18 protein-coding genes are annotated in these 11519 nt (G+C 71.5%); 2 read left to right on the top strand and 16 right to left on the bottom strand.

What is annotated here, in order from left to right; all coding sequences use genetic code 11:
• The 11 genes from KJS59_RS24385 to KJS59_RS24335 form a co-directional block, all read right to left on the bottom strand.
• Positions 1-282, bottom strand: a 282-nt coding sequence (locus KJS59_RS24385) for a hypothetical protein (RefSeq protein WP_213455298.1), incomplete at its 3' end; no start/stop codon positions are given.
• On the bottom strand, positions 279-1094 hold the full coding sequence (locus KJS59_RS24380; RefSeq protein ID WP_213455297.1) for a hypothetical protein: 816 nt from the start codon (positions 1092-1094) through the stop codon (positions 279-281). The genes KJS59_RS24380 and KJS59_RS24385, both read right to left, overlap by 4 nt.
• Positions 1091-1549 carry a hypothetical protein gene (locus KJS59_RS24375; protein WP_213455296.1) on the bottom strand — a complete coding sequence of 153 codons (459 nt, stop codon included), beginning with the start codon at positions 1547-1549 and terminating at the stop codon, positions 1091-1093. Before KJS59_RS24375 ends, KJS59_RS24380 begins: the two co-directional genes overlap by 4 nt.
• 6 nt (positions 1550-1555) lie before the next feature.
• The gene (locus KJS59_RS24370; RefSeq protein WP_213455295.1) at positions 1556-2089 is read right to left on the bottom strand and encodes a hypothetical protein; all 534 of its coding nucleotides are present in this window, start codon (positions 2087-2089) and stop codon (positions 1556-1558) included.
• A gap of 12 nt (positions 2090-2101) precedes the next feature.
• A complete protein-coding gene (locus tag KJS59_RS24365; protein ID WP_213455294.1) occupies positions 2102-2440 on the bottom strand; it encodes a hypothetical protein in 339 nt (112 codons plus the stop codon).
• A 158-nt stretch (positions 2441-2598) separates the two neighbouring features.
• Complete coding sequence (locus KJS59_RS24360) at positions 2599-4821, bottom strand: hypothetical protein (protein ID WP_213455293.1); 2223 nt, start codon at positions 4819-4821, stop codon at positions 2599-2601.
• Between the two features lie 56 nt (positions 4822-4877).
• The gene (locus KJS59_RS24355) at positions 4878-5372 is read right to left on the bottom strand and encodes a hypothetical protein (protein ID WP_213455292.1); all 495 of its coding nucleotides are present in this window, start codon (positions 5370-5372) and stop codon (positions 4878-4880) included.
• 58 nt (positions 5373-5430) lie between these two features.
• Positions 5431-5928, bottom strand: a complete 498-nt coding sequence (locus KJS59_RS24350; protein ID WP_213455291.1) for a hypothetical protein — start codon at positions 5926-5928, stop codon at positions 5431-5433.
• Complete coding sequence (locus KJS59_RS24345) at positions 5925-6209, bottom strand: hypothetical protein (protein WP_213455290.1); 285 nt, start codon at positions 6207-6209, stop codon at positions 5925-5927. The genes KJS59_RS24350 and KJS59_RS24345 overlap by 4 nt, the downstream gene beginning before the upstream one ends.
• Complete coding sequence (locus KJS59_RS24340; RefSeq protein WP_213455289.1) at positions 6206-7573, bottom strand: hypothetical protein; 1368 nt, start codon at positions 7571-7573, stop codon at positions 6206-6208. Before KJS59_RS24340 ends, KJS59_RS24345 begins: the two co-directional genes overlap by 4 nt.
• Positions 7570-7707, bottom strand: coding sequence for a hypothetical protein (locus KJS59_RS24335; protein WP_213455288.1), 138 nt, complete (start codon positions 7705-7707; stop codon positions 7570-7572). Before KJS59_RS24335 ends, KJS59_RS24340 begins: the two co-directional genes overlap by 4 nt.
• 137 nt (positions 7708-7844) lie before the next feature.
• Between KJS59_RS24335 and KJS59_RS24330 the strand changes: the two genes are divergently transcribed.
• Positions 7845-8063 carry a hypothetical protein gene (locus KJS59_RS24330; protein ID WP_213455287.1) on the top strand — a complete coding sequence of 73 codons (219 nt, stop codon included), beginning with the start codon at positions 7845-7847 and terminating at the stop codon, positions 8061-8063.
• Here the strand turns inward: KJS59_RS24330 and KJS59_RS24325 are convergent.
• Positions 8053-8568, bottom strand: coding sequence for a DUF6907 domain-containing protein (locus KJS59_RS24325; protein ID WP_213455286.1), 516 nt, complete (start codon positions 8566-8568; stop codon positions 8053-8055). The two genes, KJS59_RS24330 and KJS59_RS24325, sit on opposite strands and share 11 nt — an antisense overlap.
• A 32-nt stretch (positions 8569-8600) precedes the next feature.
• On the opposite strand from KJS59_RS24325, the gene KJS59_RS24320 reads away from it, so the two are divergent.
• Positions 8601-10046: a helix-turn-helix transcriptional regulator gene (locus tag KJS59_RS24320; RefSeq protein WP_213455285.1), complete on the top strand. Its 1446-nt coding sequence runs from the start codon at positions 8601-8603 to the stop codon at positions 10044-10046.
• 71 nt (positions 10047-10117) lie between these two features.
• On the opposite strand, the gene KJS59_RS24315 is transcribed toward KJS59_RS24320, so the two are convergent.
• Genes KJS59_RS24315 through KJS59_RS24300 form a run of 4 tightly spaced genes read right to left on the bottom strand, consistent with a single transcriptional unit; the run spans position 10118 to position 11497 of the window.
• Positions 10118-10279: a hypothetical protein gene (locus tag KJS59_RS24315; RefSeq protein WP_213455284.1), complete on the bottom strand. Its 162-nt coding sequence runs from the start codon at positions 10277-10279 to the stop codon at positions 10118-10120.
• Positions 10279-10632: a hypothetical protein gene (locus KJS59_RS24310; RefSeq protein ID WP_213455283.1), complete on the bottom strand. Its 354-nt coding sequence runs from the start codon at positions 10630-10632 to the stop codon at positions 10279-10281. Before KJS59_RS24310 ends, KJS59_RS24315 begins: the two co-directional genes overlap by 1 nt.
• A complete protein-coding gene (locus tag KJS59_RS24305) occupies positions 10629-10883 on the bottom strand; it encodes a hypothetical protein (protein ID WP_213455282.1) in 255 nt (84 codons plus the stop codon). Before KJS59_RS24305 ends, KJS59_RS24310 begins: the two co-directional genes overlap by 4 nt.
• On the bottom strand, positions 10880-11497 hold the full coding sequence (locus KJS59_RS24300) for a hypothetical protein (protein ID WP_213455281.1): 618 nt from the start codon (positions 11495-11497) through the stop codon (positions 10880-10882). The genes KJS59_RS24305 and KJS59_RS24300 overlap by 4 nt, the downstream gene beginning before the upstream one ends.
• Between the last annotated feature and the right edge of the window lie 22 nt (positions 11498-11519).

Genomic DNA, 11519 nt, shown 5'->3' with positions numbered 1-11519 from the left:
CAGCCTGGCCATCCACGTCGGGGCGACCAGCAGGCCGAGGGGGGTGCGCCACCACTCCAGGTCCGGGTCGCTGTGCGGCCACAGCACCGCGAGGAGGTCGGTGGCGATCTCGTCGGGCAGGGCGCCGGACTCCAGCTCGGCCACCAGCCACCCGGCCCGCTCGGCGATCCGCTGGGTGAGGATGGCGTGGATGTCGGTGCCGAGGATGGCCGACAGGGCGGTGGCGACGGCGCCCAGCTCGTCGGCGAGCTGGGCGCGGGCCGCGTCGGCGCGGTCGGTCACTGGGTGGCCTCGGGGGCCAGGTGCCGCCGGAGGTTGCGGCGCATCTGCTCCTCAACGGCGGGGCCGTAGGTCTTGCTGGCGGCCTGCCTGGTGACGCCGAGTGCCCGGCCGAGGTCGGCGTACTTCCACCCGCTGTCCAACACCAGGTGCACGGCGATCCGCTCGCGGGCCTTGCGCACGGCGGCCTCCAGCTCGGCCAGGGCCCGGAAGGCCACGCCCATGCCCGCCCATGCGCTGTCACCCAGCGGGAGGTTACGGGCGTGCAGCCAGCTGCCGACCGTGACCGCGAGCGCGAACCACAGCGCGGCCCACCAGAACCACGCCCGCTCAGTGATCAGCCGCACCCGGGGCTGACGGGCTCGGGGCGAGGTGGCAGCGCGAGGCGGCGAGCCGGCGGACTCCACCGCGGAGCGGCGAGGCTTGTGCGGGCGCATCGGCTGCGCCTTCCGCACGTACCCCCGCTTGATCGCCTGCCGCTTCTGCTCCGACGGCGCGATCCGGCGCGGGTTCCCGCCGTTGTATTCCCAGTTGTAGAGGGGCATCTCCGCGCGCACCAGGGCTTCCTCGGCGGCCATCGCCGAGCCCTTGCTGGGGTAGGTGTCGATGACCTCCCACGCGACGATGGTGTCCGCCCACCACTGGTCAAGGACGTGTTCCATCATGCGCACGAACGGGATGCGGATCGACTCGCCGATGTAGCCGACGCAGGTGCTGGCGTAGCCGACCCAGGGGTCCTTGACGATAAACCGGTAGCAGTGACCGTCGCGCGGGTCCGTAGCGGGCTCGGTGGCCGTGTCGGCGGGGATAGTCACCGAGCACCGACCAGCCACGCCCCGACCACAAAAGCGGCGGCCGCAAGACCGCCGACGACCATCGCCCGCGCTCCACCGGGTCGCTGCCACGGCGGCAGCCACATCGGGTTGGTCAGCCGCGCCACCGCGAGCACGCAGGCGACGAGGGCGAAGCACCCGCCCACCCACATCCACCACGCCCCCGGCACCAGGTCGCGTCCGGCGTCCGGGGTGGGTGTGGCGGCGGCGACTGCCGGGGCTGCGGCGGTGCTGGTCGGCGCCGGCACCGCCTCGCTGTCTGCGATGGCGCGACGCCACGCCCACACCGACCCGCCCACGATGATCCCCGCCGCCGTCAGCGCCGCCAGGACGGGGGCGGACTTGCGCAGCATCGACAGGGTGATGATGACCTTCCAGTAGCGAGTGCCGAACGCCCGCCACGCCGCATCCACGGCCTTGTTCAGCCCCTTACCCATGACCCATCACCCCGACCAGCCGATCGCCCAGCGGCCTTTCTCGGTCGTCCTCAGCCGCCACGTGTCCGCGTCCGCATGCGCGCGGCGCAGCACCACTGCGTGTTCGGGTACCTCGTTCCCGTCGGCGTCGACCGCCATCAGGTAGCCCCCCTTGACCAGTTCCACCACCGGCTCCGGGTCGACGCCCAGGCTGCTGGCGAGCTGCCCGATCCGGTGTCCGTGGGCCATGCGGATCGCCCGGGTCGCGAAATCGGCTGCCAGCCACGCCACGCCGGCCGGGGCGAGCAGCACCCCGAACTGTTCGTCGGCGGCCCGCTCTCGGCTGCGGTCGAGGACCATCCAGTCGACCCACTGCCGGGTGGCCCGGTCGATGACGCGGACCAGTCCCTGTCGCGCCAACTCCACGACGTCGTCGACCTCGGCGCGTGAGTGGTCGAGCAGCGCCATGGTTTCCAGTCCTCGCCCGTTCTCGTGCAGGGCGTTGAGGAGGCGGCGCCGGCACAACTGCATCCCGTCGAACTTCTCCGCAAGCGCACTCATCGCCGTCGCCCCTTACTTGTTCGGGTCGAAGGTCTTGGCCCGCGCCTGCTGGCCCTTGTTCGTGAAGAGCTGCTGGTACAGGTGGAAGGCGCGGATCCCCGCTCGGGCGGCGTACGCCTCGTAGGTGCCGGCGCGGGAGATCTGCCGCGCCACCCGCCGGGCCGCCATCTTGGAGTCCACGTTGCCGAGCCGGTCGCCGGGGATGCGGGCCAGCAGGCGCCGCAGGTCGGCGGCGATGGTGACGTACTGGTCCATCACCGCGTAGTGGTGAGACCGGGCGGCCTCCACCATCGCGGCGAACTCGCTGGTGTTGTACGGGGTGACGAGACCGGTGATGCCCTGTCCGGACATGGTGTCAGCTCCTTTGTTTGATCACTGCGGGTAGTCGTCAGGCGGGTGTCGGAGGGTGTGTCAGGGACTGTCGGAAGGGCTGTCGGGCCGGGTGTCAGGTCGAATTTCCCCATAGGCGGGGAGATCAACTGACGGCTGACGCGTCAGACGAGCCGGGATCACGCGCTGTTACCGATCGGGACCACGTCCGCCAGCCGCTCCAGCCGGTAAAAGCCCGGCTTGTCCGTCCGGGTCAGCGACAGGCCCGGCAGCGTCAGCGCGCCCTCCGCAGCATCAGACAGGATCTCGGAAAACCACGGGCGGCTCCGGAACTTGTACCGCCTGGCCAGCGCGTCCACGTTGAACACCGCCACGTCCGGGTTGGCCTGGTCGCGCAGGCTCTCGTCCTCGGCCATCTCCCGCAGCGCCCGCTCGAACGCGGCCAACGCCGCAGCCCGGTCCGTCGGCGGGATCTTCTCGTCCGCCCAGCTCAGCCCGTCATCCCCCGTCGGCTGCGGTACCGGTTTGGTGATGTCGATGTCGCCCATGCCCCGGTCGTCCGGGTCGTCGTCATCCAGGCCCAGGTCCACAGCACCGCTGGCCACGTCGTCCTCCATGTCGTCGATCAACTGCTGCCGGGCTCGCCGCTGGTCGGCGACCTCGTCGTCCTCGTCACTGTCAGGCAGCACAGCCGGGCTGTCACCACCCCGCGTCAGGGTGGTGTTTGCGCTGGTCGCGGCGGGCCCCGGGGCGCCGTCGTGCACCAGCGGCAGGGCCTGCCCGTCGGCGTCCCACTTCAGCCGCAGCCGCAGCGTCTCTGCCTTCGCCGCCGCATACCACGACCCGAGCGCGACCTGGCTGCCCTCGTCCAGCGGCATCATCTGCGGCGCCCACTGGGTGGTGTGCGCCTCCATCTCCGCGTCCGTGGCGAAGAACGACTTCGCCGCTACCGGCCACCGGTCCTCCGGAATGCCGATGCCCTCGACGTAGTGGTAGCCGGGCTTGGACTGCTTCCAGTTCTCCGGATGCGCCCCGGCGTCGATCGTCGCGTCACTGAGCGCGAACCCGGCGCTGTACTGGTCACCGCAGCCGAACACCGACCAGTTGCCGATGTTGAACCGCAGGCCGGTCGGCATCGACGTGGCATCGGCCCGCTGCAAGCTGATGCTGGTAGCGACGCCCACGGACAGGCCCTTGGAGGCGAGGAACACCATCTCGTCAGGGGCGATGTCGCACAGCGCGTCGGCCTCCTCGAAGTGGGCGATCAGGAACGGCATCCGCAGCCGCGGGTCGTCCGTAACCTTCGCCGTCCACGACCGGTAGCCGCACTCGCCGAGCCGGTTGGTACGCCACTTGACCAGCGCGATCAGCGCCTTCATCCCGGCGCGGAACGTCTTCGGGTCGTCCGAGGCGACGATGATGTCCAAGCCCTGGCGCAGCGGCCGGACCGTCTGCGCCCCCTTAATCGTGTCGAACCACATGAACTGGGCGTTGCGGCGGCTGATGACCTCAAGGGCATCGACCTGGGCGTTCAGGGTCTTGCCGGTACGGGTCATGCCCATCCGGCCGGTGCTCGACGGGTTCGGCGCCTCGGGCGTACCACCGGCGATGTACCGGCGAGTGGGGAGCTGGTCCTCATACATGGCACTGACCAGCGGATCCGTGATGCAGCCGCCCGGCGCCGACGGACCGGGGTAGGGGATCAGGTCCTTCAGCACGTCCTTGGTGATGATGACCAGCGTGGACGCCGCCGCACCCTCCCCCGGCACCGCCCGGGACCGGCCACGCGGGGCGTTCGCCAGCGACTCGATGCCCGGCACCGCCTGCTGGATCACATCCACCGTCTTGCCCGGCGCGTGCTTCACCGGCACCTCAATGCGGGTGACCTCGCCCTTCTCGTCCACGTGGTGCTTCGGACGGCCGAATCGGGTGCCCTCCAAGCCCAGCTCCTTCCGCAGCGAGTCCTCCTTCTCCGGCTCCTCCCGGTGGTCCTTCCGGAACGCGTCGATGCGCCGGATGCCCCAGCTGGCAGCCACAAGCCAGCCACCCAGCAAGAATGCGTACGCCCACCACCGCTGGAGACCCACCACCACCGTCACGGCCTCACCGAGCCCGGTCGCCGCGACCGTGGCCACCACATGCACCGTCACCGACAGGTCGCGATGCTGGCCCACCGCCCACGCCACCAGTGCGAGCACGGCCGACGCCGCACCCAACCCGGCCGCGGTCAAACCCAGCCCAACCACGCTGTCCCGGACGGCGAGGTGCACGGCCAGGCCGGCGACCAGCGCGCCCGGGGGCATCACCAGCAGCCCGAGGAACGGCATGCCGCGGGTTTTCAGGCTGCGGCCGTGGCCGTCCCGGGCCATCTCCCGGGCCGGGGCCTTCGTGCGGGTCGCCATCGTCAGCTCCTGTCAGGCGTCGGTGTCAGAGGGTGTTTGTGCAGGTGAGGTGGCTGTCAGGGGCCGAGGACCACGCCGACCCTGCGAGTGCAGACCAGGACGTAATCCCTGGCGTGGCGCACCGCGTAGTCCGTCAGTCGAGGCACCTCCCGCCGGTCGCCCGCGTACCGCAGCGTGGCGAAATCGGCAGCCAGCACCTGGTGGACGGTGTCCGCGCCAGCTTCGAGCGCCTTCGCGAGGCTCAGCCCCCGCGAGGCGGCCGACTGCAGGTCACGCAGGAGGCGGTTCCTTGGGTTGGTGGTGACCCACCGTCGACCCAGCTCGGCCAGCCGGATGGTCGCGTCGCGGCGGTCGGCCTTGACCTGCTCAACAGGCACCTCGCCGGCCGCGGTGAGTGCCAGCAGGAAGTTGAGCTGCATGAGGACGCGGATATCGTCGATCTGCGCATCCGCACGGGCCAGTAGAGCCGGGACGGTCAGCGCCCGCATGTAGGCGACGTTGAGTAGCCGCTTCTCCTCAAGCGACAGGCTCGACGTAAGGGCCATAGTCATGGTTTCCTCTCGGGACATAGGTCGGATCGGGTTCCTGACAGGCTGGTGTTTGCACAGGTCAGCGATGGAATGCGCCGGGGCAGTGGCCGGTTGCGGATCCGGAGGTCCCCCGACGTCGCAGCAGCACCCGGAGGGCGACCGCAACAAAGGCGAGCGTGAGCACCAGCGCGGCGGGCACCCCGGCGACCGGGGCGAGGAGCCCGAACATCACCGCTGGCGTGCCAACGGCGACCCCGCCAAACACCGCGACGGTCCGCCACTGCCGGGCCGGCACCACGCCCTGAACGCCGCGCGGCGCGAACGTCTGCGGCGCTGCCAACATTTGCTGATGCAGCGCCAACTCGGTGGGCGACATCGGCCGTGAACCCAGGTACGTGGCATGCACGGGTTGGCGCGCGTTTGTGCTGGTCAGGGGGCGGGCGCGGAACGTCACCTCCAGGTCGACGCCCTGCTCGGCGGCGCGCTGCACCATCTGGGCGATGGGGTCACGGATCACTACGGGCGCATCGTCGCGGACCCGCAGGTACTGAAGCTGGATGGGTTGGATTTCGGTCACCGCTGCCTCCTCACGCTCGCCGTGCCAGCCGCCAGCAGCGCGCCCGTCGCCGCCGCCCCGACGCCGACCATTAGCCACCGCGCGAGCGTCGGCTCGCCGGCCAGACGCTCGGCGACGGCCGCCGCGCCCAGCAGCACCACGGCGAGGGCGAACAGGGCGGCCGTCACCCCATAGGTGGTCGACAGCGTGCGGCGCTGCGGCGGGACTGTGGTCCGCCGGACGACGACCGCGGTGGACCGCGGGCTGGGCCGCCGGCGGGCCGGCAGTTCGGTCATGGTCATGCGGTCGCTCCAATCAGGGCGGTCCGGCTGTCCTCCCGGTCATCGGTCGGCTCGGACTGGTCGGGTGCAGTGGTCGGGCGGTCGGCTCCATCGCGGTGCGCGGCGAGCGCAGCCGACCACCGGCCTTGATTGCCGCCGTGCTCGCGCCAGAGTGCGTTGCGGCCGGGGAAGTGGTCGGCCGACTGGTCGTCTCCGTACCGCTCGCGGAGGAACGTCGCGTCCGCGATGGCGGTCGGCCCGTGCCGCTTCCCGGTCGGCCCGACCGGTCGGATCGGTCGGACCACGGCGGTTACGGGGTGGTCGACCGGTCGGCCGTTGGTGGTCGGGACGGCCGGCGCACCGGTCGGGCGCGGGGCGGTCGGGGTGGTCGGCTCGGTTGCCGGCACCACGGCCCGACCGGTGGTCGGGGTGGTCGGCGGCGCCATCGGGGCAGTGGTCGAGGCCGACCAGGGGGCCAGGTGGGCGACCGCGTCCGGCGCAGTGCCCTCGACCGCCTGATAGAGGGTGGCGAGGTTCATTTGCAGCTGGCGGCGCAGCACCGGATCACCAGCCAGCCCCCACTGCTCGTTGGCCCGATTCAGTAGCCGCAGGTAGATGCGGGTGGCCACCCACCGCCGGGCACCCGCCTCGGTCGGCAGCATGTTCAGGCGGTAGGCGCGCCGCGCCAAGCGGGCGATCTGCCGGTCGCGGTCCACATCCGCGACCTCGCGGCCCGTCGCCTCGGCAATCCGCAGCCACACCAGCACCCGCTCCAGCGACAACCGCAGGTGGATGCGCCCGCGCCGGGCCCGGGTGAACTGCCGCAGCTCGCCCGCCAACCCCCGCTCCCACAACCACGCGGCCACCATCGGGGCCACCAGTCGCAGCGCCACACCGGCCGCCGTGTCCTGGTCGCTGGCGGCGAACGTGCCGGACAGCAGGGCCAACACCCAGACGGCGATGCCGTCGACGTCCACCTCGCGGCGGCCCTGCTCGTCGTCCGGTCGCCGTGCCCGGTCCAGCCGGAACCGGCGGGACCGCAGCGCGCTGGCCAGCATCGCGATCTCGAAGAAGGCGAACAGCGCCGTGCGCATCGCCTGGTTGTCGATGTGCAGCACGTCGGTGAAAAACGACCACATTCCGGTGCCGACCACCCCGGTCGCCACCGCGGCGCCGAAGAAGGTCATGAACCGGTCGGCCGTCGTCCGACCGGTGGTCCGACCGGCAGCCGGTCGGGCGGTCGGTCGGGCGAACCAGCGCCGCAGCACCAGCCCGACCAGACCGGCCACGACCACCCCGATGCCGACCGCGAGGGCGGTCGGGTGGTCGAGCACGCCGGCGAGCCGACCGAGTAGTCGGGTGGCGGCGTCGATCTGGTCGCTCATCGCAGGGCCTCCAGGTGGTCGGTCGGTCGGGTGGTCGGGCGGTGGTCGGGCCGACCGGTCGGGCGGTGGTCGACCGGGGTGGTCGGCCGGGTGGTCGGCACCCCGACCGGTCGGGTGGTCGGGTGGTCGGCCATGCTCGCTAGTGTGACGGCAGAGACGGCAAAGATGCAAGCGACGGCAAAGATGGGAGCGCATTGGGTGAAAGCACGGACGGCTTTGACTCAGAAGAGGGGCGTGCGATCATCGCTGGCATGCACGCGAAGGGCCGTCCATGAGCGAGTGGATCAGCACCGCCGACACCGCGGCGCGTCTCGGCGTGTCCGAGTCGACGGTCTACCGGTCGCTCGCCGCCGGCCCCGAGGTGGCCGACCAGACGTGGGGCGCCGACAACTGGCGGCGCCGGCCGCACATCCGGCGCACCATCTACCAGTTGCGTGCCGTCCACATCGACCAGCTCGCCGCCGGCGACGGCTCCCCGGTCACCGACTAGGCGCCGCATGGTCGCCGCCCGTCCGCTCGAGCAGGGTGAAGGCGACCGCACCGCCGGACGCAGCCACCGCGGCGTCGAGCAGCGCCCGGGCCAGCCGCACCGCTTGCGCCGGACTCAACGCCGACTGCGCGGCACCCTCGACGTACACGGTGGCGTCGCCGGGCTCGCCCAGCAGATCCAGGCGCTCCGCCGCCACCAGCACCTCGTCGGCGAGCGGGCCATCCTCCGTCCGGATCCGGGCGGGCAGGCCGTGGTGGAACACGGCGTCCGTCTCGCACACCCCGTGCCGGGTGGCGCACCACGGCGGACACTCCGGCTGTCCAGTTGCCGACACCCCACGCCCCGGGCCGGTACCCAACCGGTAGACCATCACCGTCACCTCCGCCGATCCCTTCGATGCGTCCACCGTGGCCCTCGGGTCGGCCGGGCAGAACGGCGCGGAGTCAGCAGTGACCGCGCAGAAGGTGGGCAGCGCGTCCCCTTGCCCATACGCTGAGTCGCACATGCCCACGCGCTGCGGCCCGAGGGGAGGTTCGAATGTCTACGCACAACCGACTCCGTGAGCTTCGCGGAGCCGCCGCGCTGTCGCAGCAGGATGTCGCCGAGCGCATGACCAGGCTGGCCGCCGCTCAGGGGCGGTCCGGCGTCGCGGTCTCCGCGCACACCGTCAGTCGCTGGGAACGTGCGAAGGTGGTGCCCGGCGCCCTCAACCGACGGCTGCTCGCCGAGGTGCTCGGCGTGTCCGTCGCCGACCTTGGCCTCGATCCGCAGCCGATCGCATCCATCCCCGACTTCATGGAGGCGTACGTGGGCGAAGACCCGGCCAGCGCGGATCCCCGGGTGACGCGCAGCCAGGAGGAGTGGCAGCGCGCCCGGCGCGCGCTCAATGTCAACCGCTTCGCCCTCACCCAGATCGCCGCCCAGTTGTACGAGCCCGAGGTGGTGCTCGGCGGTACCGGCCTGATCGCCCCACCGTCATGGATGCCGACCGAGCCGATTCCCCTCGATGCCATCCAGCTGGACCACGAGCAGGACGCGCCGACACCCACCCTCGACGGAACGGAAGCGGAAACGGCGCACGTCCGCCCCCGCAAGTCGCTGGTGCAGAGGTATCCGCGATACAGCAACGCCATCCGCGACCTCGCGCACCCGCGGCTGTTCGAAAACCGGCCGTGCTGGCGACTCACCGACGTGTCGTGGGTTCAGGACAAGGGGCGCATGGCGTTCGCCGACACCGCCTACTTCTGCGCCGTCGACGTCGCCGAAGTCCTCGCGCACGAACTTGCGTACGTCGCACTGGGGGAAGACGGCTCACTGCCGGACCGCCGCCCGGTGCTACGCGAACTGCCGTTCCGCCGGCTCGTCCACGACCCGTTCGACCTGAGTCGACGCCCCGTCCTGCCGGCGATCTCCACGCTCACCATCCGCCGCGGCGCCGACGGCGACAGCTTCATCCTGCATCGCCGCGATCCGCGCAGCGTGGCCATCGCCGGCGGCATGCTCCAGGTGATCCCCTCCGGGATCTTCCAGCCGTCCAGCGTGCTGCCCTCTGGCGTGGCCGTCGACTTCGGCTTGTGGCGCAACATCCAGCGCGAGTACAGCGAGGAGCTGCTGGGAAACGCCGAGCACGACGGCGACGGGCAGCCGGTCCGCTACGACGACGAGCCGTTTGTCACCTTGGATCGGGCGCGCGCGGACGGCCGCCTGAAGGTGTTCTGCCTCGGCGTCGCGTTGGACGCGCTCACCCTTATCAGCGAAGTGCTCACCGTCGCCGTGTTCGACGCGGATCTGTTCGACGAGCTGGCCGGCGACTTCGTGGAGTTCAACGACGAGGGCCTGGTGCTGACCGGCCGCGCGCCGTTCACCGAGCGCGGAGTGCGCACGCTGCTGGACTCCGGTCGGGCGTCGCCCGGGCACATGGCCCCGGCCGGCGCGGGCTGCCTCGAGCTGGCCTGGCAACACCGGGACGTGATCCTCGCCTGAGCGGGCGACCTACCGAAGGACGGTCTTCAGCCCGTCGCACTCGGCGAGCAGGACCTCGACCGCAACTTCCTTCACCGAGCGCCCGCCAACTGCTCGCGGATGGCCGCCCGCCGGGCGTTGCTCCGCGCCGGGCGCACCACGATCTGGCGGCGCTCGCCACCCACCAGGATGGTGCGGGTGGGCCGGCGCTCGCTGGCGATGTAGCCGGACTTCGAGCTGGTGAAGGTGCCCATCACATGCTCCTGTTCTGGTTGACGATGGCCGCGGCCGTCTGGTCGATCTGGGCCAGGTCGTTGGAGCTGGCGCCATCGCGGTCGGCGTCCAGCAGGTCGGCGTGCAGCCGCAGCACCGCGTCAGCCACGGGCTTCGGCGCCGGCGGCTTGGGGGCGCCGCCCGGGTGGTGCGGTCGGTCGACGTGGATGCCGGCGTCCTCCACCGCGTCGCGGAGGTCGTCGAACCGATCCGGCTCGGTCGCCCAGCCGCAGCCGGGAGTCAGGCACGCGGCGGTGGCGAAGCCCTCCACGTCGTCGATCCGAACCTCGGCGATCGCCGCCTGGTCGTCGCCGGTGACGAAGATCCGGCTCACCGGGTCACCTCCGGCAGGCGCACGACCCGGACGGTGTGGCCGTCGGTGACAGCCCGGCCAGTGAAATGAACCAGGTTGGTGCGGAACACCTGCCCCTGCACTCCGCCGGGCACCCACTGCTGGTCGGTGAGCCAGAATGCGGTGAACTGAAGCCGGCCCAGAAAGTCGGGTTCGGCGTCGGCGGGGACGTGCACGATGAGCTCGTTCGGGGCGGCGAAGTCGCCACGGGTGGGCATCGTGAACGTGCTCATCGGGCACCGGCCTTCCTGGTCTCGCGCGCCCGGCGCGCCCGCTCGTCGGCCAGCACGTTGCGGCCGACCGCGGTCAGTTCGCCGAACGCCCAGTTGGCGTGGCGAGCACCCTCGGCCGGCGTCAGCTTGAGCAGGCCCTTGCGGGCGGCGGAGTTCAGCACCCCGAAGGGAGCCCGGCCGTCGCGGGTGAGGCCGCGGCGCACCCGACCCTCCCGCTCGGCGATCTCCAGCGCGTGGAACACCGCGTCGGAGATGAAGCCGATCAGGTGGGCGCCCGCCATGGTGGGCCGCACCTGCGGCTTCGGTCGGGCGATCGCAGCCAGACCGGCCGGCGAGACGGCCTCCTCGGCGGCGGCGATAACCGCGGCCTCCTCGGCGGCGAGGATCAGGGCGATGTTCTCCGCCGTCTGCCCGGCCAGCGCCAGGCGGGCGATCCGCCCGTAGCGGGCCCGGTAGTAGGCGCGGTCCGCGCTGGTGAAGCAGAGCTCCGACTCACGCTCGGCGCCGACGAACACGTTGACGGCATAGCCGCCGTCGACGGTGCGGGAGGCCATGAGGGTCAGGGCGCCGTAGGGGCGGATGTGGGCGTCGCCGGTGTTGGTAGCGTGCTGCATTGGACTGCTCCTGGTAGCTCAG

Source organism: Rhizomonospora bruguierae, from assembly GCF_018397995.1.
Lineage (GTDB): Bacteria > Actinomycetota > Actinomycetes > Mycobacteriales > Micromonosporaceae > Rhizomonospora > Rhizomonospora bruguierae.
The sequence above is the reverse complement of the archived record's forward strand: the minus strand, read 5'-3'. Positions and strand labels throughout refer to the sequence as shown.

Excerpts from the sequence above, each read along its gene's own strand:
- KJS59_RS24345 (WP_213455290.1), bottom strand. The coding sequence starts at position 6,209 with ATGACCATGACCGAACTGCCGGCCCGCCGGCGGCCCAGCCCGCGGTCC.
- KJS59_RS24325 (WP_213455286.1), bottom strand. The coding sequence starts at position 8,568 with ATGTGCGACTCAGCGTATGGGCAAGGGGACGCGCTGCCCACCTTCTGC.
- KJS59_RS24315 (WP_213455284.1), bottom strand. The coding sequence starts at position 10,279 with ATGGGCACCTTCACCAGCTCGAAGTCCGGCTACATCGCCAGCGAGCGC.
- KJS59_RS24320 (WP_213455285.1), top strand. The coding sequence starts at position 8,601 with ATGTCTACGCACAACCGACTCCGTGAGCTTCGCGGAGCCGCCGCGCTG.
- KJS59_RS24360 (WP_213455293.1), bottom strand. The coding sequence starts at position 4,821 with ATGGCGACCCGCACGAAGGCCCCGGCCCGGGAGATGGCCCGGGACGGC.
- KJS59_RS24375 (WP_213455296.1), bottom strand. The coding sequence starts at position 1,549 with ATGGGTAAGGGGCTGAACAAGGCCGTGGATGCGGCGTGGCGGGCGTTC.
- KJS59_RS24365 (WP_213455294.1), bottom strand. The coding sequence starts at position 2,440 with ATGTCCGGACAGGGCATCACCGGTCTCGTCACCCCGTACAACACCAGC.
- KJS59_RS24370 (WP_213455295.1), bottom strand. The coding sequence starts at position 2,089 with ATGAGTGCGCTTGCGGAGAAGTTCGACGGGATGCAGTTGTGCCGGCGC.
- KJS59_RS24300 (WP_213455281.1), bottom strand. The coding sequence starts at position 11,497 with ATGCAGCACGCTACCAACACCGGCGACGCCCACATCCGCCCCTACGGC.
- KJS59_RS24305 (WP_213455282.1), bottom strand. The coding sequence starts at position 10,883 with ATGAGCACGTTCACGATGCCCACCCGTGGCGACTTCGCCGCCCCGAAC.
- KJS59_RS24355 (WP_213455292.1), bottom strand. The coding sequence starts at position 5,372 with ATGACTATGGCCCTTACGTCGAGCCTGTCGCTTGAGGAGAAGCGGCTA.
- KJS59_RS24330 (WP_213455287.1), top strand. The coding sequence starts at position 7,845 with ATGAGCGAGTGGATCAGCACCGCCGACACCGCGGCGCGTCTCGGCGTG.
- KJS59_RS24335 (WP_213455288.1), bottom strand. The coding sequence starts at position 7,707 with ATGGCCGACCACCCGACCACCCGACCGGTCGGGGTGCCGACCACCCGG.
- KJS59_RS24340 (WP_213455289.1), bottom strand. The coding sequence starts at position 7,573 with ATGAGCGACCAGATCGACGCCGCCACCCGACTACTCGGTCGGCTCGCC.